The following is a 23,891-nucleotide window of genomic DNA, read 5'->3' as shown; positions in this document are numbered from 1 at the left end:
TATGGTACGTGATTCGGATGAAAACTTCACGATCACACTCATGCCTCATCAACATCAGGGGCAAGGATTGGTATGGGCGATGTGATTAGGTGACTTGGCTTAGGTTAAGATTGAGCAAGTTCAACCCTAAGCGCTCGTTAACGGAGGATGATACCATGCCTCCAAGTTAGGCTATTTCAAGGAAAATCATGAGAAAAGATACCGATCTGATCAAAACTCTTAGCCCCAGCTCGATGGATCAGATCATGTTATATTTGGCTTTTAGTGCCATGCGAACCAGTGGGCATCGGCATGGGGCTTTTCTAGATGCAGCCGCTACTGCCGCTAAATGTGCGATTTACATGACCTATATGGAGCAGGATCAAAACCTGCGGATGACAGGACACCTGCACCATATTGAACCCAAACGGGTCAAAGTGATTGTTGAAGAAGTTCGACAAGCTGTGACCGAGGGAAAACTGTTGAAAATGTTGGGGTCTCAAGAGCCTCGCTACCTAATCCAGTTTCCCTTTGTTTGGTTAGAACAATATCCCTGGCAACCGGGAAAACCTCGTATTCCTGGTAATGGTCTGACTCCAGAAGAAAAGCGCGTTATCGAAAGCAAACTCCCTAAACTTTTACCCGATGCTCAACTGATTAATTCCTTTCAATTTATGGAGTTAATTGAGTTTCTTCATAGACGATCTCAAGAAGATTTAGATCCCAGTCGGCGAATGGCTTTAAGTGAAGCTTTAGCCGAACACATCAAGCGTCGTCTGATTTATTCGGGTACTGTGACTAAAATTGATTCTCCTTGGGGAATGCCTTTCTACGCTCTCTCCCGTGGGTCTTATTCTCCCGAAGATCAAGAAGAACGCACCTATGTCATGGTCGAAGATACGGCTCGATACTTCCGCCTAATGAGAGACTGGGCTGAACGTCAACCCAAAGTCATGCGTGCATTAGAGGAACTTGATATTCCGAGCGATCGCATTGATCGAGCTTTAGAAGAGTTAGATGAAATCCTCAGACAATGGGCCGATCGCTATCATCAAACGGGTGGAGAACCGATGGTTTTACAGTTTGTTTTTGGCCCGAAAGAAGATGAATAAATTGTAATTTTTATGCTAATCGCTAATCGCTAATTTCCGATTGACCGTTAGCAATTAGCAATTAGCACTCACCTTTATATTTAATCGTTAATTTGCAGCTTAACCGTCAAAGTTTTCAGCTTCTCATTAATCCACTTTTCAAACAACTCGTTTTGCAGTCTTTGTTTCAATTTTGGATCATCAAAAGAAGCTTCAATTAATTGCTCAACTCGAAACAAACACCAGCGTCCTTCAATCTCCACAGGGCCAACAACTTGTCCCGGTGCAGTGCCAGGGATTACAGCTTTGAGACTGTCGGGTAAAGTCGCTAAACTAACCGCTCCCATCATCCCATTAACACTGCGTTCCGGTGTCAGTGAATATTCCCGCGCCAGTTGCTCAAAACGAGCTTCTTCTTCCAGAATGCGACGGTGTAACGTTTCTGCAAGTTCGTAATCCGCAACGACAATTCGTGAGAGAATCACCGTATCTAAAAAAGGCTTGCGTTCTTCAAAAAATGCTTCTAATTGAGATTGAACAATAGATAGCTTCAGAGTTTCTCGTTTAAATCCCATTTCAACTTGTTGATGAAAGGAGTCATAACTCATTTGATTGCTATCGAGCCACTGCTGAAACGCTTGGGGATCACTGAGATTGCGTTCCAATCGGAAATTAATCACCGCTTGTTCAACCGCCGATGAATTAATATTTTGATTTTCTAGGGACGCTAACTCCTTGTCAAGAATATACTGGCGCAGCATTTCCCCGATAAAAGATTGCAACTTACCCGAGGATTGCAAATACCTTAAAGACTGTCCCAATGTAATGGGTTCATCATTAACCACTAAAAAAGGTTGAGCCATAATAAATCACTTCTTCAACAAAAAACAACTGCACGAAATAAGCGAGCTAGTCTATCCTAACCCGAAGTTCTCCGTCTCAACAAAGGTTCTAAGTCGGCAAAGCTTGGCTATAATTCCAAATCAGAGCAAGTGCTATTGCCACAATGGCTCCGATTAATGTATTAATAAAGTTTACCACCTCATTGGTTAACCATTTGATCTGAGCTTGTAAAGTTGCCCCAATCACGCTTTCAAGATTCGTTGCGATCAAAGCTGCGATTACACACCAAACAACACCCATCGCGTCAATTAAACCCGCTCCCCAACCCACTAAAGCAATAACAACCGAAGCAACAATACCTGCAACCGTCCCCTCTAAACTAACCGCTCCTTCCGTCCCTTTGGCAACAGGCTGTAAAGTCGTAATCAAAAATGTTCGCTGACCATAGGCTTTTCCCACTTCACTGGCACAGGTATCGGAAAGCTTGGTGCTAAAACTGGCTACATAACCCAAGAGCAACAAAGAAACAAACTGATCCATTGTGCTAGCTTCTAAAGACAAAAGCCGAATGATCACAATTGCGATCGCACACAACGCCGCAGTTAAAGCTGAACCCCAAACATTTTCAGGCCCTCGGGCGCCACTGCGTTTTTCGGCAATTCCGGCGGCTTCTTTTTGCGCCATCCCGATGCGAGTTACTCCCGAACCGACAATAAAGTAAAATCCGACGACGAGATAGCCTTGCCAACCTAAACAACCCCAAATTAATACCCCTAATATCCACGCATGAATAATTCCAGCAGTTGTCAATAATTTTTTCGGGGCGATCGCAACTAGACTGAGTAAAATTGTATTTAAGGCGATCGCGATCACCCAAGGATTCGCTGCGAACAATAAATCATTCCCGTTTAGGTTAAAATTTTGCATCTTAAATTAATTTGCAGTTAAACTTTAATGAGTTATCAGCCTTTTCAGTTTACAGTTTTTTTGACGGGTGACTGAAAGGGCGGGTTTATCTAGGTTATTTGTGAGTGACATAGATTTGCACAGAACCCGCCCCTACATTGGTGACTGGTATTGAGTGACTGTTATGGGTGAAGATGTTTTCAGGGGAGCAGATAAAGCTTCAGCAACAATGCGAAGACATTGAGGATCTTGTACCATCCAAGCATGAAACAATACATTGAGTATAACCTCTTGACCCGCAGGCAAATGAGAGCTACTCGCAGGTACAATCATCGCATCTAAGGGAGTCCAAATCGAAGTAAAGTTAATCTGATCCAGGATGGCGATATCTTGGTTTAAATCTTCTACAAATTGACACTTAGGGCGCATTTGTAAAGTACCTGGAGTTACATAAAAGTATGCGGTTAAAGTGCCATTATGGGGAGAAGAAATGGTAATCAGGCGTTGTACCCGCTTGATACCCCCTAAGCGTTGGACGTAGTAGCGACTGACTAAACCTCCCATACTAAAACCTACTAAGTCTATCGGCTGATCCGGTGAAAAGGTTCGGTCTACATAGTCCGTAATTTGTGCGGCGAGTCGGTCTAGCCCTAAAAACCCATAATTCGGGGTAAGGTTAAAGCTGTGAACCTCCCATCCTTGTTGGGTGAGATAGGCTGACATTTTCCGAAAGATCGCCGTAGTGTCAAATATACCGTGAATCAGGATAACGGGATTGCGGTTACTGGTACTGTTCATGGGAAGGCAACAAATGAACTTTTTTCACAAGATAAACTACTGTTAACAGGTGTTCGAGAGGGAATAGTACAGTTAATCAAGTGACGGATCACTAAATTCTGAGAATCATATCAAGAATTGCAACAATTGACTCAGTATTTTTACTTATCTTCTGGAAGATAGTATGATTTTTTACTTGAAATGTAAATTTATGTTAATAAATGTAGACAGTTCTTGCGGTTTTCCTCTAATCTAGCAGCATAATATTTCTTAAAAAATAGAGGAAATAAAATGATAGGAAAAGTTTTTGGCTTTGGTAAGAAGTCTGATTATTTTTTAGAGCTTGAGGAAGCAAAGGGAACTGACTCAGCTCAAACCCCATCCGCTCCTCAACAATCTCAACCTGCTCCCGTAGAAGTTCAAGCGAAAGAAGAACAACCCAAAAAAGCAGAAAAGAGCAGCAAGAAGACCACTGTTAAAGCGAAAGCAAAGCCCGCATCTCAAGAAGCTAAAGAGGAGGCTAAGGCGACAATTGAGGCGATCTCTGTGAAGCCGAAAGAACTACCTTCTCTCAATAACGGTATTGAACCTACACCTGCGGGAATGACCTTTGCCCCTGACTATTTAATGCCTAAATCGACCTCTGGCCGTCGTCGTCCGGGTCCAAGCATGAATATGTTTAAGGGTATGGCGGGTCAAGTTGGGTCTCGCTAAAACGAGTCTGAACCTCTTAACAGCAATAGCTGGGAAATAACGGATGAAATAATCCTCGTCCGTTATTTTTGTTGAACTTTAATAAACACTAACCCACTATAGAGATGAAATGCTGGGTCCCAAGGGGTTTCAGATTTCCGCTCTATATAAACATGAGATTTTAAACGACTCAGTAGTTGAGTGTAATCAATCGCTGTTTCTGCAAACGGCGTAAAATAAGACCAGAGTTGCACATCAGCTAAACTCTGGTTAAACCGATGGAGTAGACGATTCCAATTGAGGCGAGTCGTATTTTGAGTTAGAGAAGAACCGAACCCCGTCGCGTTGGATGTTGTAGGAGGATTAACAGAAATTCCTTGCTTAAAGTCGTAAGTTTGGTCAGAAAATCGCAGAATAGAGTGACGATGACCCAGATGTAAATCATACACTTGAGCATAATCTTGAGTCATCTCTTTGTGGCGAAATCGGTCTGTGCGGCGGCGTCGAGGGTCGAAGTCCATCGCTTCGATAAACAAGGGAAGTAAACCTTCAACTCGTTGCGTCACTTCTGACCAGTCAAAGGAAAGAGAACCGAGTTGATGATTTTCATTTTGACAAACGACTACGGGTTGAGGTGAAACAGACTGAAAATACAGAACTTGAAACACATGAATAGTCTCAATGTCAGTCAGGTTGACCCAAAATACGGGAATTCCCGCCTCTCGCATCTGTTGACCATAAACTTGTAACTCCGCCATTTCACCCGTCCGATAGAGTCGCCAACCCCGACTTTGTAACTGCATTCGGGCGGTATAGGCATCGACATTCAACAGTTTTGCTAAATGTTGGGCTGCGGCTTGCTTGTGTTGGGGGTCAATAGGTTCGAGAATTAAAACTCCGGTTTCTGTATTGCGGGGGTCTGCTTTCGCCTCGGTAATTGCGGCTTGTCGGCGGTTTTGTTCGATCAATTCCAGACGTTGTAAACCTTTGCGGGCTTGATCAATTACTTTTGGGTTTGTAGCGTCGCGAAGCAATTGGCGATACATTTTTTCAGCCGATTTCAGCTTGTCAGTGCCTTCATACCAACGACCGATATACAATTGCACCCAAGGATTTTGGGGAGATTGTTTTTGCAGTTGCTTTAGCAGTTTAGCCGCCGTGCGATAGTCTTGGTTTTCTAAAGCCTCGGCTACTTGTTCGATCTCTTTCATTGCGGATCATTTGATTCATCTTCAAGGTTGGAAAGGTGATCAATTGGGATGGGTTTAAGTTCGGGTTCAAAATCTATAACGGATTCGGGAGACAATTCTATCAGGGATTTTTCAGTATTGTCATGCCATCTATCTAATATATCTTTCATTATGGCTTCTTCAATCCAAATTTTGGAAACTACTGCTAAAGGAAGTGCTAATATTAGCCCCAACAAGCCGAAAAATCGCGCAAAGAAAATTTGAGCCGTTAACGTCGCCGCCGGAAGCAGAGACACCTGTTTTTGCATGATCATGGGGCTAAACCAGTAGCTTTCTAAATTCTGAATGATCAGATAGAGAATAATCACCGCCAGTGCTTTCCAGGGATTATCGATCAGGGCTACCGATACCGGAAAAATCACACTGGCAGTTGGGCCGATATTGGGAATAAAATTAAACATTCCAGCCAATAAGGCATGAGCAAAGACGAAAGGAATACCCAGGACGAGTAAACCAATTCCACTCAAACTCGCAATAAAAATGGAGTTAATTACAATTCCCCCCATCCACTGCAACAAAGCCGTTTCACAAGCCTCCAGAATTTCCGAAACTCGTCGCCTGTAGAATGAAGGAAACAAGCGCACAAACAGTTGTCGGTAGGCGGGTGGATTACTGAGAAACATTAAAGATAATACCATCACCAACAAAAGTTGAAGCAAGGTAGTGAGGGAGTTGGAAAAAAAGGCAAAAAAGTTACCTAAAACATTTTGAGCAAATGGCCCAACTTGTTTGGCAATTTCCGTAACGCTGGGAATGCGAAGCTCGTATTGAGCAAACCTAGCCGGAGGATTTGCTAGCAGGTTATCAACCCATCCGATAAATTGGTTAAATCCTTTTGGGGCTAACTCAATCAACTGCTGAAATTGAGTTAAGAAAGGGGGCATGACGAGGCTGAAAAATAATATCCCAAATAGCACTACTAAACTTAAGGCGATGATCACAGCCATGCCGCGTTTAAGTCTAAACTGTTGAAGCCATCTGACCAAACTGTTAAGGGCGATCGCTAAAATCACAGAGGTAAAAATCAACAGCACAATCTGTTGAAACTGCCACAAAATCACCAGAGCAATAATCAGACAGAGAAAACCAATCCAATCGGCGAGTTTCACTTGGGAGTATCTCCTATTCTCCAGGTATAGGGTCGGAGTTAGCGGATATTGTTTCTAACATTGACCTGATTATCTCAACATTTGGGGAGGATTAGCGTATCGGTTGTGTTAATTTCTATCGGTGGGTTGAGCGTCAGGGCTATTGCTGAAAATCCAAAACTATTGTGATTAAAGCTAGCGCCTGAATGATTTCGCGCTATCTTTAAGTTTAGTTCTAGCTTGAGTAGGCGACAGAAAGTCCATGAAATACTTCTTTTTAACGGATGGATGGACTGTGGGTCGTGTCTGGGGTGTTGGTGGCCTGTGGGATGAAGCCGCTCACCGCCGCCCACCAGAAATCCAGAAATTGAATCTCTGTTTGTGTGACAAGAAAGAAAAAATGTGGCTGCATCGGGTAGAAGATGCCGTCTTGATGCTGGAAGTTAAACCCTTGACTCTCTCCTCTGAGAATAATCACTCAGCCAGTAGCATTGGTCAAGTGATTCTGACTCGCTTAATTACGGCTGACCAAGTGTTGGATCGCTTATGTACGGCTTCGGCTCAATGCCAAAGGATAGAGACTCCCTTGATCTCGACTGAACCGGGGTAAAAGTCGAGCCGAAAGCAGCTAGGTTAGATAACAAAGGTTAGTACACTGGGGGGATTTTTCTCGGCTTTTTTGACTCGGATGGTTTCTGAGTTTTGCAAATACTCTTGCAATTGGTTCTAACTATCGATACACTTCTTTAAAATAGGGAATCAGACGAGTCACTGTTCCAAGAGTCCAAACTTGTCTGAGGCGTAAAATCAGAGAATTTTTTCGGTCTGCGGGAGGTGGACTGCTGCGTGGGTTCTCCTGTCTAGGAGATAAAGGTTGAGCAATCAACCAGAGATGCTGTTTAAGACCAAAAGAAGCTAAGTTTCTTTTGGCAACGGCAGACGAGACACGAAACCTGCTCCGCGCATCTCCTGTGTTGGGGTCAGGTACTTCACATAAGTTTCATGGATGCAAATCACCCGTAAAACGGTCTTAGCTTAAATAAAGGTTGACAAATCGTTAACTTTAGGGTAAGGAAACGGGTATTCATGGCAAAGTTTAAAAAAGTATACCTTACAAATAGAGGAGGAGCGTAGTCAATGGGACTACCCTGGTACCGCGTACATACAGTAGTTCTGAACGATCCGGGACGGCTGATTTCTGTACACCTAATGCACACTGCTCTCGTAGCAGGCTGGGCGGGTTCAATGGCCCTCTACGAACTAGCAATCTTTGATCCATCTGACCCCGTTTTGAATCCGATGTGGCGTCAGGGAATGTTTGTCATGCCCTTCATGGCTCGTTTGGGAGTCACCGAATCTTGGGCGGGTTGGAGCGTCACCGGAGAAGCCTCTGGCAACCCCGGAATTTGGTCTTTTGAAGGCGTTGCAGCCGCTCACATCATTCTGTCCGGTCTTCTATTCCTAGCGGCCGTTTGGCACTGGGTTTATTGGGATCTCGAACTGTTTACCGATCCCCGCACCGGTGAACCCGCTTTGGATTTACCCAAAATGTTTGGGATTCACCTGTTCTTATCTGGTCTTCTGTGCTTCGGCTTTGGAGCCTTCCACTTGACTGGATTGTTCGGCCCCGGAATGTGGGTTTCTGATCCCTATGGCTTGACGGGTAGTATTCAACCCGTTTCGCCCTCATGGGGGCCAGAGGGCTTTAACCCGTTTAATGCCGGGGGTATTGTCGCTCACCACATTGCGGCAGGTATTGTGGGAATTATCGCGGGTTTATTCCACTTGTCGGTAAGACCTCCCCAACGCCTGTATAAAGCTCTGCGGATGGGGAACATCGAAACTGTACTGTCTAGCAGTATTGCGGCGGTGTTTTTCGCGGCCTTTGTGGTCGCAGGAACCATGTGGTATGGTTCGGCAGCTACTCCAATTGAACTGTTTGGCCCGACTCGTTATCAGTGGGATCAAAGCTACTTCCAGCAAGAAATTGAGCGGCGAGTTCAAGCCAGTGTCGCCTCTGGTGATAGCTTATCGACAGCTTGGTCTAAGATTCCTGAAAAACTGGCGTTCTATGACTATGTTGGTAATAGTCCGGCTAAAGGCGGTTTATTCCGTGTTGGTCCAATGAACGACGGTGATGGGATTGCCCAAGGTTGGGCGGGTCATCCGGTCTTCACTGATCGTGAAGGTCGTGAACTGACTGTGCGTCGTCTTCCCAACTTCTTTGAAACCTTCCCCGTTGTCTTACAAGACAAAGACGGTGTAATCCGAGCTGATATTCCCTTCCGTCGGGCAGAATCTCGTTATAGCTTTGAGCAAGCTGGAGTAACGGTTTCTTTCTATGGCGGTCAGTTGGATGGTCAAACTTTTAGCGATGCACCCACGGTTAAAAAGTATGCTCGTCTAGCTCAACAGGGTCAGCCCTTCGAGTTTGACCGAGAAACTCTGAATTCTGACGGTGTATTCCGCACCAGTACAAGAGGCTGGTTCACCTTTGCTCACGCCTGCTTCGCTCTGCTGTTCTTCTTTGGTCATATCTGGCATGGTTCTCGTACCATCTTCCGGGATGTATTTGCGGGAATTGAAGCTGACCTCGAAGAGCAAGTGGAATGGGGACTCTTCCAGAAATTGGGTGACAAAACAACTCGTACTAATAAAACAGTTTAGAGTCACTTTTGTGAAATGGATTTCATCTACCTCAAATACAGGTTGATGTAAGTTTTTGAGAGTTAAGCTAGGGGATTAAACTCGTCTCCTAGTCTTAGCTCTTCTCTAATTTGGAGTGAGATCAAAGAGGATTCTTTCGACGGTTTTGATCTCTAAACTGGTAAACTGATGATCAATTGGAATATAAGGAAACTTTGACACAATGGAAAGCGTTGCCTATATCTTAGTTTTGGCTTTAGCTTTGGGAGTGCTATTTTTTGCGATCGCCTTCCGAGAACCTCCTCGGATTGGAAAATAAGCTAGAATGCTTTTTTGCTGGAGATCCGCAAAATTTTTAAGAGCATAGCATCAAGCAAACCCAATAGAAGCAGACTTCATCCGGGGCTATGGGAAATTCCTTTAGTCCCTGAAGTCTATATTCAGGCTATTATAATAAGGATTCTGTTTTTTCACTCTAGTCAAAGGGTATGACCGCTTTGAGGGAGTTATAACTTGAAAAATTATAGTTATGCAGTGTCCTGTTTGCCAACACACCAATAGTAGAGTTTTGGAGTCTCGTTCCGCAGAGTCAGGCAGAAGTATTCGTCGTCGTCGAGAATGTTTGAATTGTAAGCATCGCTTCACGACTTATGAACGGATTGAATTCGTGCCGATTACGGTGATTAAGCGAGATGGGAAGAGAGAATCTTTTGACCGTTCTAAGTTGTTACGAGGTCTGATACGAGCTTGTGAAAAGACCGGCTTGGAAACAACGGCTTTAGAGGCAGTTATTGATGAGATGGAAGCCGAATTACAACAACGTGTGATTCGGGAAGTTTCCAGTCAGGAAATTGGTGAATTAGTTCTAGAACAGCTCCAATCAGTTAGTGAAGTGGCTTATGTGCGTTTTGCTTCGGTTTATCGAAAGTTTCAAGGAATCCGAGATTTTGTGGAAACCTTAGATCACCTCAAAAGCTATCAGAGAAATAGTGATCAAGCTGAAGAAGAAGCCGATGTTTCCGCCAACTCCTGTTCAGAGGAATCTACATCTGAGTTCAGTTCGTTAAAACGTTTACAGTCGGGGGAAGCTGAAGAAAATCAAACCCAACCCCAAGAAGCAATCTTTCCTTAATTTCGGGTTTGAGGAATGATCAGCTGTTCTCAACTGTTGATTTCAATTCTTTCTATCCCCTTGACACAAAACTCAGATAAGTGTGGCATAATAGTAATGCTCTGACCTAGACTAATCGACATAACCCCAGAGTTACAGTTATAAAGACTGCTCATTCCCTAACTCAAGCCAAATTTTGGCTCAGTTTGGGGAAAGTTGTTAGAGTTGATTAGCTATAGTTCTATAACGGATCTAAGTTAGTTAGACCCAACTCATTGTCCTGCCCTCTTTTAAAGTGAGGCGCAGGTCAAAGCAATTAGAGTGAGGTTGAATGTCACCTCAAAACTTGGGATCTTCCAATGCTCAAACCAAATTTCAGGCAAAGCAAGTGGAAGAAAGGCTCTAAGTTGTGTCAAAAACTACTAAGGAGAGAAAATCTAGGAAACAACACGCATGATCAATCAGAAAACCAATCAGAGAGATGTGGGTTTTACCCACGAAGACTTTGCCGCCTTACTCGATCAGTATGACTATCATTTTAGTCCGGGAGACGTTGTTCCAGGAACGGTGTTTAGTTTAGAACCTAGAGGCGCTCTGATTGATATTGGTGCTAAGACCGCAGCTTACATTCCCCTCCAGGAAATGTCAATTAACCGGGTGGAGAGTCCGGACGAAGTATTACAGTCCAACGAAACCCGTGAGTTTTTTATTCTAACCGATGAGAATGAAGATGGGCAGCTTACCCTATCGATTCGTCGGATTGAGTATATGCGAGCTTGGGAACGAGTTCGTCAACTGCAAGCAGAAGATGCAACGGTAAGATCCCAAGTGTTTGCGACTAACCGAGGTGGCGCTCTGGTTAGAATTGAAGGATTACGCGGTTTTATTCCCGGCTCCCATATTAGTACCCGAAAGCCCAAAGAGGAATTGGTTTCAGAAGAACTCCCTCTGAAGTTCCTAGAAGTAGACGAAGACCGAAACCGACTGGTGTTGAGTCATCGTCGTGCTTTAGTTGAGCGGAAGATGAACCGACTCGAAGTTGGAGAAGTGGTGATCGGAACAGTACGCGGAATCAAACCTTATGGTGCCTTTATTGATATTGGTGGCGTGAGCGGTTTGTTACACATCTCCGAGATCTCCCATGATCACATTGATACACCTCACAGTGTCTTCAATGTTAATGATGAGGTTAAAGTGATGATCATTGATCTCGATGCGGATCGGGGTCGGATTTCATTGTCAACAAAGCAGCTTGAACCTGAACCGGGAGCAATGGTGAAAAATCCTGAGCTTGTCTACGAGAAAGCTGAGGAAATGGCTGCTAAGTTCCGAGAGAAAATGTTAGCCGAACAGCAAGGAACAGATGCTCCTGCGGTTGATGAAGCGGAACTGAGTGAGATAGACATTCCGCCTGCAACCGAGGATGAAGAACTTCTAGAAGTTGCTGATGAAGCCGTAGTTCCTGAAGCCGTAGTTCCTGAAGACGTAGTTCCTGCAACCGAAACAGAGGTGGAAGAAGCCGAACCTGAGACGGCTGAACCAGAAGAAGCCTCGGCTGTTGCCGAATCTTAGAAGTTAAGGTTTTAAGGAAGAGGGAATGTCCCTCTTTTTTCAGCTTGTTCAGCAAGAAGACTAGAAGTTTGTTGGAGAAGTCTTAGTTGGTTACTATTCAGGTTCAAGGCGTTATCTTTGAGAAGATTAGCGCTGTCATTTTTGATAAGGATGGCACGCTAGAAAATTCTGAAAATTTTTTGAGAAATCTTGCTCAGAAGCGATCGCGTTTAATTGATGCTCAAATCCCCGGTGTCGGAGAGCCACTGTTAATGGCGTTTGGTGTAGAAGGTGATCAGCTCGATCCTGCCGGATTAATGGCAGTGGGCAGTCGGCGAGAAAATGAAATTGCGGCGGCGGCCTATATTGCCGAAACGGGACGGGGGTGGTTAGAATCGTTAGGAATAGCTCGCCAAGCTTTTAATGAAGCTGACCAATATTTGAAAGATGCAGCTCCGTCCCCATTATTTCCAGGCAGCTTAGAGGTGTTGAAGTTTCTCTCAGAAGTGGGATTGAAACTGGCCATTCTCTCCGCCGCCCCCCTTCGAGAAGTACAAGCATTTGTCGAACGTTATCAGCTCGGAGACTATATTCAACTGCAAATGGGTGTAGATCAGGGCTTGAGTAAACCTGATCCAGATTTATATTGCCAAGCGTGCAAATACTTAGAGGTAGAAGTTTCGACGACTCTAATGGTTGGAGATGCAGCAGTGGATATGGAGATGGCTAAAAAAGCGGGGGCGGCAGGTTGTATTGGGATGAGTTGGAAACCCGAAACTGCTAAAAATTTGTGTCAAGCTGATGTTATTATCACTCAACTTGATGAAATTCAAGTTCTTCAAGTTGCAGATGACTTCGAGTAGCCTCGAGCATTCCTGAGGATTGACTAAATTCCTTGCCACTTTGTAGCTTCTTGCGTAGCAACAAACATTCATCGGGTTGACCAATGACTTTTGGGGTCAGAGTAGCTTGAATTGCGAGTTTAATCAAAACTTTACAATCAACCCAGCTTTAATATTTAGGAGGAACTACCTTTGTCTAGTCGTTACCTTTTTTCATCTGAATCAGTTACAGAAGGCCATCCCGATAAAATTTGTGATCAAATTTCCGATGCCATCTTGGATGCTTTACTCACCCAAGATCCCAAAAGCCGGGTTGCTGCCGAAGTCGTCGTCAACACAGGTTTAGTTTTAATTACGGGCGAAATCACTTCTAAAGCACAGGTCAACTATATTGACATCGCTCGCAAAAAAATTGCTGATATTGGCTATATTCATGCAGATAACGGTTTTTCTGCCAATAGCTGTTCTGTTCTGGTTGCCTTAGATGAACAATCCGCAGATATCGCTCAAGGGGTTGACAGAGCGCAGGAGACACGGGAACATCTGAGTGAGGAACAGTTAGATGCTATCGGTGCCGGAGATCAGGGCTTAATGTTCGGCTATGCTTGTAACGAAACGCCTGAACTAATGCCTCTACCGATTAGTTTAGCCCACCGCATTTCCCGTCAACTGGCAGCAGTACGCAAAAATGGCACCCTTCCCTACCTGCGTCCAGACGGTAAAACCCAAGTGACTATCATCTATGAAGATGGCCGCCCGGTGGGAATTGACACCATTTTAATCTCGACTCAACACACCGCTACAATTGGAGAAATTACAGACCCCGTTGCAATTCAAACCCGAATCAAACAAGATCTCTGGTCTGAAGTGGTAGAACCTGTGTTTGAGGATATTAGCGTTAAGCCGGATGCCAAGACGCGCTTTTTAGTCAACCCCACAGGTAAATTTGTGATTGGTGGCCCCCAAGGGGATTCGGGTTTGACTGGCCGTAAAATTATTGTTGATACCTACGGGGGTTATGCTCGTCATGGAGGCGGGGCTTTTTCGGGTAAAGACCCCACAAAAGTAGACCGTAGTGCCGCTTATGCCTGCCGCTACATTGCTAAAAATATCGTTGCTGCTGGATTAGCGGATAAATGCGAAGTTCAGGTTAGCTACGCGATTGGGGTTGCTCGTCCGGTGAGTTTGTTTATTGAAACCTTCGGCACCGGCAAAGTAGATGAAGATAAGCTGATTGAGGTGATTCAGCAGAACTTTGAACTGCGTCCTGCGGGAATGATTCAAGCGTTTGACTTGCAGAATTTACCTGCTAAACGAGGTGGACACTTCTTCCAAGAGGTTGCAGCTTACGGTCATTTTGGACGGACTGACCTGGGTTTACCTTGGGAAAGAACGGATAAAATTCAGTTGTTGAAGGATGCTCTGTTACCCATGTCGGCGATCGGATAACGACAGCAATCTGCTTGGCTTATAGCATTTTTTAGTTGAGTAAGGTACAGTCCGCTCGAAAAACCCGGTTTCTTGAAGAAACTGGGTTTTTATGGTTGACTTCATCTTTTTCGGGTCTCTAAAGCTGCTAACGCTTGCTCTAAGTTGTTTAAAACTGTTAATTTAGATTGAACTTTGATTTCAATCAAGGGTTAGTTGGAAAACGAAAAAAAGCTGACTCAAGCTTCAACTCTCTCTCTAAATTTCATCTTTTAGGGAACCTTTAGTCCGATGATTGAGTCGTCAAATCGGTAAATCCCAAAATTGCGACAATGAAGCCTCAAACACCATTACTTCGGGTTGGTGACCCTGCACCTTGGTTTCGCTTACCCACTCAAAATAAAGGCGATTTCTTCCTGCGTAACAATGCCGGAAAACCAATTCTTCTGCTTTTTTACGCTCTAGATGAAATTCCGGCTTGTCGTGAAATTGCCTGTCGATTTCGAGATTTAATGCCGATTTTAAATCAATCGAATCTGCGCGTTTTTTCTATTAGTTCAGATCAGCCTGAATCTCGCCTGATATTTGCTCAAACTCATAATATTCCCTTTAGCTTGCTGTGTGATTGCAAGTTTGAAGTGAGTTTAAAGTACAGAGTTTGTTCTTCAGCAGACGGAGATCATTCTACTTTATCCTATCTTCGGACTGGCTTTTTACTGGATTCAAACCAGCGAATTTTAGGGATATATCCTCTCAATAACCTCGAAGAAGCGATTCAAAAACTCTTAGGAGATCTTCAGGTTCTCATTCGTCGAGAAGAACCCCGAGCTATTCAAATGCAAGCCCCTGTGTTGCTCATTCCTAACGTTCTCGATCTCAAATTTTGTCGCTACCTGATTGAGATTTGGGAAACTCGCGGAAACTCTGAATCCGGTTTTATGCGACGAGATGGAGAGAAAACAGTAGGATATCTTGACCCCAGCCATAAACGGCGTCGCGATCATTTTATAGAAGATTTAGCATTAATTAATCACATTGATTTTCTAATGCAGCGACGAGTTTTTCCGGAAATTCAACACGCTTTTCAATTTGAAGTCAGCCGTCGAGAATCCTACAAAATAGCCTGTTATAATGCCGAAGAAGGTGGATATTTTCGACCCCATCGAGATAACACCACACCGGGAACAGCTCACCGTCGGTTTGCAATGACGATTAACTTGAATGTAGAGGAATATGTTGGGGGATTTTTGAGATTCCCAGAACATTGTCTTCATCTGTACAAACCAGATACAGGGAGTGCGATTATTTTCTCTTGTTCTTTAATGCACGAAGCAACCGATATAACCGCAGGTCGTCGTTTTGCACTTCTCTCATTTTTTTATGGCGATAAAGATGCTCAGGCTCGTCAAGTATACGAGAAAAAAGCCCAAAATAATTATGAACAAGTGATTCGAGTTGAATCGTAAAGATTAGACGATTTCAACACCGAATATTCAGGACTTACGCACTCCTTGGCTGATCAACAGCCCTGTTGAGGTTCCCAGCCCGAAACTGGGTTGAGACGTAAGTCCTGTAGATTTTTAAAAAAATCTGTAAAATTAGCTAACCCTCCCGAGACAGAAGAAAATAGGCTTTTTTACTAACCGATTGTCTTTGATATAACCCGGAGGATTTGATTAATCTTTCTTTGATTTACAACTTTCTTACAGTCAATCGTAACCAATTCGCAAATTGTCTACTAAAACTCGCTCATCTCTGTTAACTTAAACGGAGGAAAAATTCCCTATAAATTGATGATCGTAGGTACCTGACCTATTATTCACTTCTGAATTGAGATCATGTCTAGGTGGAAATAGTAGCACCAACCTTTCAGATAGTAAATGCACAGATCCGTAGAGTGAAATCGTAGAGATGAATCCTCAATAAATGATTGTAACACAACTAAGCACTTTACTGCTGGCAACTGTGCTGCCCTGCATGACAACCTTAGTCACTCATAAATCTGTTCAAGCTGAAATCTTCAATAATAATGGTCATACTGATGTGTTTATTTTAGAAGCTCATGCAGCCACTAATAATATCTATCAAGCCCAAGTAATTACTGACTTTGATTGGTTTGCAGATGCAGATAAAATCGGACTCACGGGTGGACTTACTGAAGAAGATCTTGACTATATGGAACTCATCGATTTTGATGAAGATGGCTTTTTAGATGATGCTGTGATTAAATTGAAATCAACCCAAGCCATTTTAGCCGTCGTTCTCAACGCTGATGATTTTGTACTCGAAGGAGAATTTATTCCGATTACTTCAAGTCGTCAACCGATTCCCGATTTTCAAGAAGTAAATCTCGTTAGTTGTAACTCCTCGGTGGTTGATTGAATTCTCACTTTTTTGGATAAAGATTACCTAAAAATCTTTTGAGTTTCTCTCGCGAGAATAGCACCGATTCGGCTACAATTAAACTGCTGACTTTAAGCGCTCACACCGTTGGTTTAGAAAATACAACACATCCGGTAAACTGTAAAAGCAGTTAGTGTTAGATTGGGAAAATGAAGCATTTTGACGTTGTTGTTGTGGGAGCAGGGCCATCGGGTGGTCACTGTGCGAGACAGCTTGCAAAGTCTGGTAAAAACGTCTTACTCGCCGAACAGCATCAAACCTTTGGTCAAAATGACTTTTCAAGCGCCGCAACTCCGATAGAAACCCTAGAACAGTATAATCTCCCTCCAGATGTGGTCGGTAGTTTGTGGCAAAAAATTGTAATTGTTACAACTCATGTTCATCAAAGTTGGGAATGCGATCGCCCTCGGGGTGCTGTCTTGAATTTTGCTAAACTGCGAGAGTTTTTAGCCCAAGAAGTTCAACGACAAGGGGGTGAAGTTTGCATGGGACACCGCTACATTCAACATTTTCAAGAAAGTGGAAAAACAGTCGTTGAGTTCAAACCTTATAAAAGCCATGAAACGGTTCATGTATCGACTCAAGTTTTGGTAGATGCTACTGGCCCGACCCGAGCGGTGATTTCTCCATCCCGACAAAAATCTTCATCTTACCTAACCGGAATTGGAACGGAATATTTAATAGAAGTAGAAAGCTCAGACTATCAAAAATATGCCCATGAATTAATATTTTTTCTAGGTCACAAATGGATGCCTAAAGGATATTCTTGGATTTTTCCGATGGAACAAAATCTTTTAAAAGTGGGTTCTGCTAGACTCAAACGTGAGCATAAAATTGTTGAACAGACCGACTCCCTTAAAACCTATATTGAACTGATTTTAAATGATTATTTATCAGGAATTTCATACAATATTATTAATATTCATGGTGGAGTATTGAAATATTGTAGCGGCCTGAAAGATACCTATTCACAAAATAACATTATTGCCATTGGAGATGCAGTTTCAACCGTGAATATGTTGGGCGGAGAAGGGATTCGACATGGAATGCAAAGTGCTGAAATTGCTTGTCGATATATTGAAGCTTATCTTTCCGGAAAACAAGTGAATTTCCAAGCCTATAAACCGGAGATGTATCAGACCTATAAAAAGACTTGGGACTGGTCTGAACGGATGGGTATTAGGAAATATTTAGAGTATAGTGATGAGTTGATTGATCGCGGAGTTGCGTACTTAAACCATTTCAGCGCAGATGAAATTTTAGAGATTCTTTTTGAATACAATTTTAAAGTAATCTATCGGGGAGTATTTCCTTATCTACGCTACAAGCTTGCAGCTAAGATTCACAGTTTAATTCGACAGATTCGCTCTAGGCTGACTCAAACAAAATCCCTAAAAGGTGTAGACTAGAATAGAACTAGAATATAAATTGTATATTTCCATTCTCAACGCCCTATGACTTCTAGCCTGACTCAAGTTTATCCGATCATTTGGCAAGATAATCACGTTCTGCTGATTGATCAAACTCGCCTTCCTAAAGAATATACTCGAATTGAAATTAGTCGCTATGAAGATATGGCTCATGCGATTAAAACGATGATTGTTCGAGGTGCGCCCGCCATTGGAATCGCCGCAGCTTATGGAATGTATCTCGGCGCCCGAGATATCCAAACTGTTGATATTCAAGAATTTTTAGTACAATTAGAAACCGTAGCTGATGTGTTACGCCGCACTCGTCCAACGGCTGTTAATTTGTTTTGGGCGATTGATCAAATGCTGAAAACCGCTCAAGAAACCAAGGGATCAGTTGAACAGGTACAACAAGCCTTATTAGAAACAGCAAAAACGATTCATGCTGAGGATATTCAAACCTGTAAACTGATCGGAGATACCGGATTAACCGTTTTACCGACATCTCCTGAAAAACTCAATATTCTCACTCATTGTAATACCGGATCGTTAGCCACTGGAGGCTATGGAACCGCTCTTGGTGTGATTCGTTCAGCTTGGCGAGAAGGACGGCTAGAAAGAGTCTACGCCGATGAAACCCGTCCTCGTTTACAAGGGGCAAAACTAACAACTTGGGAATGTGTTCAAGACCAAATTCCAGTTACATTAATAGCCGATAATATGGCGGCTCATTGCATGAAACAAGGTTTAATTCATGCGGTGATTGTAGGCGCAGATAGAATTACAGCAAATGGGGATACAGCGAACAAAATTGGCACTTATAGTTTAGCGTTAGTAGCCAAAGCCCACAATATTCCTTTTTTCGTTGCTGCTCCTTTATCGACGGTGGATTTTCAACTGGAAACTGGAGCAGAAATTCCCATTGAAGAACGAGATCCAACAGAACTTTATGAAGTCGGTAATACCCGCTTATGTCCGACGGGAGTTGAGTTTTATAACCCGGCGTTTGATGTTACACCCGCCCAATTAATTTCTGCCATTATTACCGAAAAAGGTGCTGTTCCCCCAGGAGACTTAAAAACGTTACAGTCTTAACAACTTGAGGAATCTTTCAACCCAGACACAGAAAACACCCAGAGCAAATCTTCGTGTCTTTGTGTCTTGGTGGTTCTCATCTGGTGCTGATCTCGTTATCCCGCCAAAGACTTCAGTATCCATCCTAAAATGATCCCCAATCCCCCAAAGCGAACCGCTTGCCAAAAGGGTTCTTTGAGACTTCCCCAAGTAAACAAGCTGCTTTCGAGGTTGAGTTCAATGGTTTCTAACTCAGCTTCAATTTGACGCAATTCCTCTCGTAATTGACGGGATCGGGTTTGACGCAGTTCGGGGATCACTTGATCAATGCGATTTTTAAGTTCAGCCTGACGGCGTTGATCTCGTTTAACTTGAGCATAACGCTGTTTGATCCCCACGAGCGATCGCTCGACTTGAGATAACGCTTGCTCAAATTCCTGATCTTGCGATGTCATCTCTGTTTTAACGGGGTAAGGTTCTGAGCCAGACAGATTAAGTATAATCGGGATCGGTTTAGGGGTGAAGTTTATTGGCATAATATAAATGCAAAGATGCAACTTCCCTTATTCTCTATTTGATAGAAGGTTGTTCATGGTTAACTCGATCCCCACATCTGCTCAAAATGCTAGCCTCGTTAATACTTCCCTGGTGTCTCGCCTTGACGAGTATACCACCGAAGAGCTGGCCCAAGCTCTAGCCGAACGCCTAGCCATCGGTGATCAAGACTGGCATCAACTCAAATCTAACCGCAAAGCTCGCGCGAGCGAACAAATCATTGCGGCTCTGGTTTTTCTACTCAAAAATCAACCCCAAGAATCGATCCCTCGCCTGAATCAAGCAATTGGTTGGCTGGATCACTCGATCTCAGCACCTCCTTGTCCAGGTCATGGTGTGAATTCACCAAAAAAACAATCTTGAACTAGATTGGAAAATTTACTGTTATGATAGTTGGGGAGAGATTCAAAGCAGATCTGAGTCAGGTTCTGCTCAAATTTACTCTAAATTTTTGTTCAGGGATCAAGCAGCAAAGCTGTATTTCAGCCTGTGTTTTCTCCCCTAGCGTGATCCGAGTTTAGGCATAATAGGAATTGACTATCTCCTTACAAAGCGTTAATTCTGTCCCTTCCGGGTTCCACTCAACTCGATCAAAGATTTGGTGCAAGATATACAAACCTCGTCCACACTCATGCTCATCAACAGGCAATATTGACTCCTCTATTGGCGGGTGATGATCGTCTAATAAATGAGCGGGACAAGGACAGGGAGGACGAAAACCTGATCCCTGATCAGAAATAATCCACCAAAACTGATTTTTGATGATGGAGAAACGGACAACGATTGTTTTACTGGGGTCTAGTTTGTTGCCATGCTTGGCCGCGTTCACCAGTGCCTCCTGAAGCCCTAAGCGCAGTTCTGCTTGCCAGGACTCAGGGATCTCTGCTAGGAGCAAATCTAAAATTGGACACAGATAAAGCGTAGAAGCAAAGCTAACTGTGACCCAGTTACGTTGAACCGGACGCGATGATATGGCAATCACTCGGAAAACTCCCTGGCGTCATGGTGAATAAATTTCACACCCTGCATCAGTTTTTAACTTCCTTTCCGACAATCGGAGCAGGTTTAAAGGTCATCTTTATTCCCATTTTCCCCATGCAGGATGTGAGAAGGGTTAGACTGCTTTTTGATGGGTAGGTTGACAATGCACCTTTTCCTAAAACTTTCTACAGAGTTACAGCAGCAGAACAGCTATTTTGAGGGCTTGATTAACTAAACAAACTAGAAGCTGATTCTAGTGTTTAGTAATGGACTTTTTATTTCATCAAGCTCAAAGGTGAACTTCGCCTCTACCTGCCATTCTATCATTTCTCAGCGGCTCAGACAGCCGTGAGTCACTTCCGACGACGCTAAAAACCCCCTAACGCTTGATGAGATTGGCTCTGAGAAAGCACTTCCCGACCGAGTTGAGTCATAATCCGCAAATTTGCCAGAATTAGATCCTTACTTTAAGATTATCAAAACACTCGCCAAAAAACACCGATCCGGAAAATTGTTGAGGCTGACCGAGAACCCCAAACAGCGTTTCAATCCCTGGAGATCTAAAAATTCCCGCTCCCAAAACTTGAGGTAAAAAACAACTTTCTGATTCGGTATTATCCCGGGTTGGGCAGTCCCATCTTAAAATTAAAAGATAATCATCAACCTGAGTTCACAAAAATTGATGCTATGCAAACAACTGTAACCGCTAACCCTTATGAAATCTCGGGTACTTACTGGAAGTGGCGAGAACAGTTAATTTATTATGTGCGGGCGGGTGAACCTCAAGCCTCGCGTCCCCCCCTGCTCTTGGTTCATGGATTTGGCGCCTCAACTGACCATTGGCGCAAAAATATTATCGGCTTGAGTGAACATTTCGAGGTTTGGGCGATTGATCTCCTCGGATTCGGACGTTCAGCCAAACCAAACTGGGACTATAGCAGCGATCTCTGGCGCGATCAACTGGATGATTTTATCAGCGAAACCATTGGTCAACCTGCAATATTAGCGGGAAACTCTCTAGGTGGATATGCGGCTTTATGTGTCGCCGCCCAACGTCCCCAATCGGCTCGGGGTTTAATCTTGCTCAATAGTGCAGGGCCATTTACCGAAACTGAACCCGCTCCCCCCCCTCCCGCCTGGAAAAAGACGGCTTCAGGAAGCTTGCGATGGCTATTCCAACAGAATTGGGCCAGTTATGCCGTCTTTCAATGGACAAGACGGCGCTCAACCATTCGCAAAACCCTGAAAAAAGTCTATTTAAACCCCGAGACTGTTACCGAACAACTGGTTGAAGACATTTATCGTCCCTCTTGTTCTCCCGGTGCGGCGCAGGTGTTTGCTTCGGTGTTTAAAACGCGATCAGGAGAAAAAGTTGATGTTCTGCTGAGTCAACTGAGTTGTCCGCTACTCTTGGTTTGGGGAGAAGCTGATCCTTGGATTAACTGTCGCGATCGCAGTGCCAAGTTTCGCCAATATTATCCTAAACTGAGCGAACATTTTCTCACAGCAGGTCACTGTCCCCATGATGAAGTCCCGGAAATTGTCAATGACCTGATCAAAACCTGGGTTCTTTCTGAATGCGAAATTAGTAGTAAAAACGAGGATGAATTCGGGGATTGAGCTTTTCTTCCACAGGTTGACCCCCTTTGAGGTGCTGTTCAACAATGTTGGGAACATCCTGGGGTTGAACTCGATAGTACCAAGTTTCATCCGGAGTGACGCGAACCGTTGGGCCAACACTGCACTGGCCCATACAGCCCGTCTCCATAACGATTTCAGAAATCTCAGCGTCTAGAAAGGCTTGCAGCACCTTTTCGGCACCGTGTCTCAGACAGGTTTGATTTTGACAGACCCAGACACAGCGAGAAGTCGGTTCTGCGTGATTTGAGGCTGGGTTGTTTACCTGAGTTTCTGACATGGGTCAAGAGTTTTATAGCGATTTTTCGGCTTAATTCTATTATGACGGGTGACATCCTCCCCTCCTAACTGCTAAGAGCAGTATAGAAGGGGCTTCCCAAACTCACGATTGAGAGCTGCTGCCTCATAGGACTTGTACCCAAGTATCCTCCGCAGCCAGCAAACGCTAGTCCAAGCGTCCGTTTTACCCGATTCAAGATGTTAATTCCAGAGTTCCAGTCTCTATCAATTACCAGCCCACAATGAGAGCAATTATGAACTCTATCCTTGAGGGTTTTTTCAACCCTTTCACCACAACCAGAACACTCGATACTCGTACCTCTAGGGTCATCTCCAATTGCCCACTTGCCGCGTTTTACCGCTACTGCTTGCAGGATATTCAAGAAGCTTCCCCATGCTGCATCCAATATCGACTTGGCAAGTCGGGTTCTCGCCAATCCTTTAATATTCAGGCTCTCAAACGCTATCAAGTCGTACTGGTCACACAACCAATGTGCAACTTGATAATGAAACTCTTTTCTCTGCCTGGCAACGTGCAGATGAAGACGAGCAACCTTATTCGATTGCCGACGGTAGTTCTTTGAACCATTTTCCATCCGCGCCAATTGCCGTTGCTGACGTGCTAATTGCTGTTGAGATTTCCTATAAAACCGAGGGATTACAACAGCTTGCCCATCCGATGTCGCTAAAAACTTCTCAAGTCCAACATCTATGCCAACTACACTCTTAACTTCATCTACAGGTAAAGGCTCCGGAACTGTATCGTCTTCAAGAGAGAAACTCACATACCAACCATCCGCTTTCCTGACTAAAGTAGCTTGCTTAATTGCAAATCCATCAGGAATTGGGCGATGCAGGATCACTTCAATTTCGCCAATCTTGGACAGTTTGAGAACATTTCCTGTTAGATGCGCTCCTGCTTTTGGACAGTTTACTCTAGGGAATGTGAATGAGCAGATGTCATTCCGTTTCTTAAAGCGAGGGCGACCACCCCGCTTACTTGTTTGATCAGGAATCAACCAACGCTTCCAAGCCTTATCTAACCGCATCAAGTTCTGCTGCAGGCAGTCGGCATAGATGTTCTTGTACTCAGGGAATAGTTCTTTCGTTTGGCGTAACTGTGATGCTTGCGAGTAATAGTCAACTTTTTCAGGGATATCACCTATCGCTTCAGACACGATACTGCATCGGTCAATCTGACATCGAGTACGACGTAGCCAATCGAGTCGTTGACCGAGTGCATAATTATAATGTCTACGCAGCAACTCTCCCCAGGCTTCCATCGTGGATGCCTGGCTAGGGGTTGGGTTGCACTTGTACTGGTAGGTGATTAACATACTGGTATTA

Annotated in this window: 24 protein-coding genes; 15 read left to right on the top strand and 9 right to left on the bottom strand. The window is 43.9% G+C overall.

The window, feature by feature from the left end:
* The first annotated feature begins 188 nt into the window (after positions 1-188).
* Positions 189-1,091 carry a heterocyst differentiation master regulator HetR gene (gene hetR, locus VB836_RS19610; protein WP_046279306.1) on the top strand — a complete coding sequence of 301 codons (903 nt, stop codon included), beginning with the start codon at positions 189-191 and terminating at the stop codon, positions 1,089-1,091.
* An 80-nt stretch (positions 1,092-1,171) separates the two neighbouring features.
* Here the strand turns inward: hetR and VB836_RS19605 are convergent, their stop codons facing one another.
* From VB836_RS19605 to VB836_RS19595, 3 genes are all read right to left on the bottom strand, one after another.
* Entirely contained in the window at positions 1,172-1,933 is a 762-nt protein-coding gene (locus tag VB836_RS19605) for a peptidylprolyl isomerase (RefSeq protein ID WP_046279307.1), read from the bottom strand.
* 88 nt (positions 1,934-2,021) lie between these two features.
* Positions 2,022-2,840 (bottom strand): TIGR00297 family protein, encoded by an 819-nt coding sequence (locus VB836_RS19600; RefSeq protein WP_323221768.1) that lies wholly within the window; start codon positions 2,838-2,840, stop codon positions 2,022-2,024.
* 132 nt (positions 2,841-2,972) lie between these two features.
* The gene (locus VB836_RS19595; RefSeq protein WP_323221766.1) at positions 2,973-3,617 is read right to left on the bottom strand and encodes an esterase/lipase family protein; all 645 of its coding nucleotides are present in this window, start codon (positions 3,615-3,617) and stop codon (positions 2,973-2,975) included.
* A gap of 270 nt (positions 3,618-3,887) precedes the next feature.
* On the opposite strand from VB836_RS19595, the gene VB836_RS19590 reads away from it, so the two are divergent.
* The gene (locus tag VB836_RS19590) at positions 3,888-4,310 is read left to right on the top strand and encodes a hypothetical protein (RefSeq protein ID WP_323221764.1); all 423 of its coding nucleotides are present in this window, start codon (positions 3,888-3,890) and stop codon (positions 4,308-4,310) included.
* A 62-nt stretch (positions 4,311-4,372) separates the two neighbouring features.
* On the opposite strand, the gene VB836_RS19585 is transcribed toward VB836_RS19590, so the two are convergent.
* Together VB836_RS19585 and VB836_RS19580 are read right to left on the bottom strand one after the other, a co-directional pair.
* Positions 4,373-5,500, bottom strand: a complete 1,128-nt coding sequence (locus VB836_RS19585; protein ID WP_323221762.1) for a tetratricopeptide repeat protein — start codon at positions 5,498-5,500, stop codon at positions 4,373-4,375.
* Complete coding sequence (locus VB836_RS19580) at positions 5,497-6,648, bottom strand: AI-2E family transporter (RefSeq protein ID WP_323221760.1); 1,152 nt, start codon at positions 6,646-6,648, stop codon at positions 5,497-5,499. The genes VB836_RS19585 and VB836_RS19580 overlap by 4 nt, the downstream gene beginning before the upstream one ends.
* Before the next feature lie 241 nt (positions 6,649-6,889).
* On the opposite strand from VB836_RS19580, the gene VB836_RS19575 reads away from it, so the two are divergent.
* The 11 genes from VB836_RS19575 (at position 6,890) to mtnA (ending at position 19,112) form a co-directional block, all read left to right on the top strand.
* Positions 6,890-7,237, top strand: a complete 348-nt coding sequence (locus tag VB836_RS19575) for a hypothetical protein (RefSeq protein ID WP_323221758.1) — start codon at positions 6,890-6,892, stop codon at positions 7,235-7,237.
* Positions 7,238-7,764: 527 nt separating this feature from the next.
* A complete protein-coding gene (psbB, locus tag VB836_RS19570; RefSeq protein WP_046277912.1) occupies positions 7,765-9,294 on the top strand; it encodes a photosystem II chlorophyll-binding protein CP47 in 1,530 nt (509 codons plus the stop codon).
* Between the two features lie 202 nt (positions 9,295-9,496).
* The gene (locus VB836_RS19565; protein ID WP_046277911.1) at positions 9,497-9,592 is read left to right on the top strand and encodes a photosystem II reaction center protein T; all 96 of its coding nucleotides are present in this window, start codon (positions 9,497-9,499) and stop codon (positions 9,590-9,592) included.
* 210 nt (positions 9,593-9,802) lie between these two features.
* Entirely contained in the window at positions 9,803-10,405 is a 603-nt protein-coding gene (gene nrdR, locus VB836_RS19560; RefSeq protein ID WP_323221754.1) for a transcriptional regulator NrdR, read from the top strand.
* A 432-nt stretch (positions 10,406-10,837) separates the two neighbouring features.
* Positions 10,838-11,956, top strand: a complete 1,119-nt coding sequence (locus VB836_RS19555) for a 30S ribosomal protein S1 (protein ID WP_323221751.1) — start codon at positions 10,838-10,840, stop codon at positions 11,954-11,956.
* Positions 11,957-12,042: 86 nt separating this feature from the next.
* Complete coding sequence (locus VB836_RS19550; RefSeq protein WP_046277908.1) at positions 12,043-12,798, top strand: HAD family hydrolase; 756 nt, start codon at positions 12,043-12,045, stop codon at positions 12,796-12,798.
* Positions 12,799-12,969: 171 nt separating this feature from the next.
* Entirely contained in the window at positions 12,970-14,226 is a 1,257-nt protein-coding gene (gene metK / locus VB836_RS19545; RefSeq protein WP_046277907.1) for a methionine adenosyltransferase, read from the top strand.
* Between the two features lie 311 nt (positions 14,227-14,537).
* Positions 14,538-15,671, top strand: a complete 1,134-nt coding sequence (locus VB836_RS19540; RefSeq protein WP_323221748.1) for a redoxin domain-containing protein — start codon at positions 14,538-14,540, stop codon at positions 15,669-15,671.
* Between the two features lie 460 nt (positions 15,672-16,131).
* Positions 16,132-16,587 carry a hypothetical protein gene (locus VB836_RS19535; RefSeq protein WP_046277905.1) on the top strand — a complete coding sequence of 152 codons (456 nt, stop codon included), beginning with the start codon at positions 16,132-16,134 and terminating at the stop codon, positions 16,585-16,587.
* A 170-nt stretch (positions 16,588-16,757) separates the two neighbouring features.
* Complete coding sequence (locus tag VB836_RS19530) at positions 16,758-18,017, top strand: NAD(P)/FAD-dependent oxidoreductase (protein ID WP_323221746.1); 1,260 nt, start codon at positions 16,758-16,760, stop codon at positions 18,015-18,017.
* Positions 18,018-18,062: 45 nt separating this feature from the next.
* Positions 18,063-19,112, top strand: coding sequence for an S-methyl-5-thioribose-1-phosphate isomerase (gene mtnA / locus VB836_RS19525; protein ID WP_323221744.1), 1,050 nt, complete (start codon positions 18,063-18,065; stop codon positions 19,110-19,112).
* A gap of 95 nt (positions 19,113-19,207) precedes the next feature.
* Here the strand turns inward: mtnA and VB836_RS19520 are convergent, their stop codons facing one another.
* Positions 19,208-19,546, bottom strand: coding sequence for a hypothetical protein (locus tag VB836_RS19520; protein ID WP_046277902.1), 339 nt, complete (start codon positions 19,544-19,546; stop codon positions 19,208-19,210).
* Positions 19,547-19,682: 136 nt separating this feature from the next.
* Between VB836_RS19520 and VB836_RS19515 the strand changes: the two genes are divergently transcribed.
* Positions 19,683-20,009 (top strand): DUF6439 family protein, encoded by a 327-nt coding sequence (locus tag VB836_RS19515; RefSeq protein ID WP_323221741.1) that lies wholly within the window; start codon positions 19,683-19,685, stop codon positions 20,007-20,009.
* Positions 20,010-20,163: 154 nt separating this feature from the next.
* Here VB836_RS19515 and VB836_RS19510 read toward each other — a convergent pair whose 3' ends face one another.
* Positions 20,164-20,628, bottom strand: coding sequence for an ATP-binding protein (locus VB836_RS19510; protein WP_323221740.1), 465 nt, complete (start codon positions 20,626-20,628; stop codon positions 20,164-20,166).
* A gap of 686 nt (positions 20,629-21,314) precedes the next feature.
* On the opposite strand from VB836_RS19510, the gene VB836_RS19505 reads away from it, so the two are divergent.
* Positions 21,315-22,247 (top strand): alpha/beta fold hydrolase, encoded by a 933-nt coding sequence (locus VB836_RS19505; protein WP_323221738.1) that lies wholly within the window; start codon positions 21,315-21,317, stop codon positions 22,245-22,247.
* Here the strand turns inward: VB836_RS19505 and VB836_RS19500 are convergent.
* Both VB836_RS19500 and VB836_RS19495 read right to left on the bottom strand, forming a co-directional pair.
* Positions 22,213-22,545, bottom strand: coding sequence for a (2Fe-2S) ferredoxin domain-containing protein (locus VB836_RS19500; RefSeq protein ID WP_323221736.1), 333 nt, complete (start codon positions 22,543-22,545; stop codon positions 22,213-22,215). The two genes, VB836_RS19505 and VB836_RS19500, sit on opposite strands and share 35 nt — an antisense overlap.
* Positions 22,546-22,609: 64 nt before the next feature.
* A complete protein-coding gene (locus VB836_RS19495; RefSeq protein WP_323221734.1) occupies positions 22,610-23,881 on the bottom strand; it encodes an RNA-guided endonuclease InsQ/TnpB family protein in 1,272 nt (423 codons plus the stop codon).
* Between the last annotated feature and the right edge of the window lie 10 nt (positions 23,882-23,891).

This window comes from Limnoraphis robusta BA-68 BA1, assembly GCF_034932365.1.
Lineage (GTDB): Bacteria > Cyanobacteriota > Cyanobacteriia > Cyanobacteriales > Microcoleaceae > Capilliphycus > Capilliphycus robustus.
Note: the sequence above shows the minus strand (reverse complement) of the source record. Positions and strands in the feature narration are given on the sequence as shown.

Coding starts and splice junctions, on each gene's coding strand:
- hetR (WP_046279306.1), top strand. CDS start 189: ATGAGAAAAGATACCGATCTGATCAAAACTCTTAGCCCCAGCTCGATG.
- VB836_RS19605 (WP_046279307.1), bottom strand. CDS start 1,933: ATGGCTCAACCTTTTTTAGTGGTTAATGATGAACCCATTACATTGGGA.
- VB836_RS19600 (WP_323221768.1), bottom strand. CDS start 2,840: ATGCAAAATTTTAACCTAAACGGGAATGATTTATTGTTCGCAGCGAAT.
- VB836_RS19595 (WP_323221766.1), bottom strand. CDS start 3,617: ATGAACAGTACCAGTAACCGCAATCCCGTTATCCTGATTCACGGTATA.
- VB836_RS19590 (WP_323221764.1), top strand. CDS start 3,888: ATGATAGGAAAAGTTTTTGGCTTTGGTAAGAAGTCTGATTATTTTTTA.
- VB836_RS19585 (WP_323221762.1), bottom strand. CDS start 5,500: ATGAAAGAGATCGAACAAGTAGCCGAGGCTTTAGAAAACCAAGACTAT.
- VB836_RS19575 (WP_323221758.1), top strand. CDS start 6,890: ATGAAATACTTCTTTTTAACGGATGGATGGACTGTGGGTCGTGTCTGG.
- psbB (WP_046277912.1), top strand. CDS start 7,765: ATGGGACTACCCTGGTACCGCGTACATACAGTAGTTCTGAACGATCCG.
- VB836_RS19565 (WP_046277911.1), top strand. CDS start 9,497: ATGGAAAGCGTTGCCTATATCTTAGTTTTGGCTTTAGCTTTGGGAGTG.
- nrdR (WP_323221754.1), top strand. CDS start 9,803: ATGCAGTGTCCTGTTTGCCAACACACCAATAGTAGAGTTTTGGAGTCT.
- VB836_RS19555 (WP_323221751.1), top strand. CDS start 10,838: ATGATCAATCAGAAAACCAATCAGAGAGATGTGGGTTTTACCCACGAA.
- VB836_RS19540 (WP_323221748.1), top strand. CDS start 14,538: ATGAAGCCTCAAACACCATTACTTCGGGTTGGTGACCCTGCACCTTGG.
- VB836_RS19535 (WP_046277905.1), top strand. CDS start 16,132: ATGATTGTAACACAACTAAGCACTTTACTGCTGGCAACTGTGCTGCCC.
- VB836_RS19530 (WP_323221746.1), top strand. CDS start 16,758: ATGAAGCATTTTGACGTTGTTGTTGTGGGAGCAGGGCCATCGGGTGGT.
- mtnA (WP_323221744.1), top strand. CDS start 18,063: ATGACTTCTAGCCTGACTCAAGTTTATCCGATCATTTGGCAAGATAAT.
- VB836_RS19520 (WP_046277902.1), bottom strand. CDS start 19,546: ATGACATCGCAAGATCAGGAATTTGAGCAAGCGTTATCTCAAGTCGAG.
- VB836_RS19515 (WP_323221741.1), top strand. CDS start 19,683: ATGGTTAACTCGATCCCCACATCTGCTCAAAATGCTAGCCTCGTTAAT.
- VB836_RS19505 (WP_323221738.1), top strand. CDS start 21,315: ATGCAAACAACTGTAACCGCTAACCCTTATGAAATCTCGGGTACTTAC.
- VB836_RS19500 (WP_323221736.1), bottom strand. CDS start 22,545: ATGTCAGAAACTCAGGTAAACAACCCAGCCTCAAATCACGCAGAACCG.
- VB836_RS19495 (WP_323221734.1), bottom strand. CDS start 23,881: ATGTTAATCACCTACCAGTACAAGTGCAACCCAACCCCTAGCCAGGCA.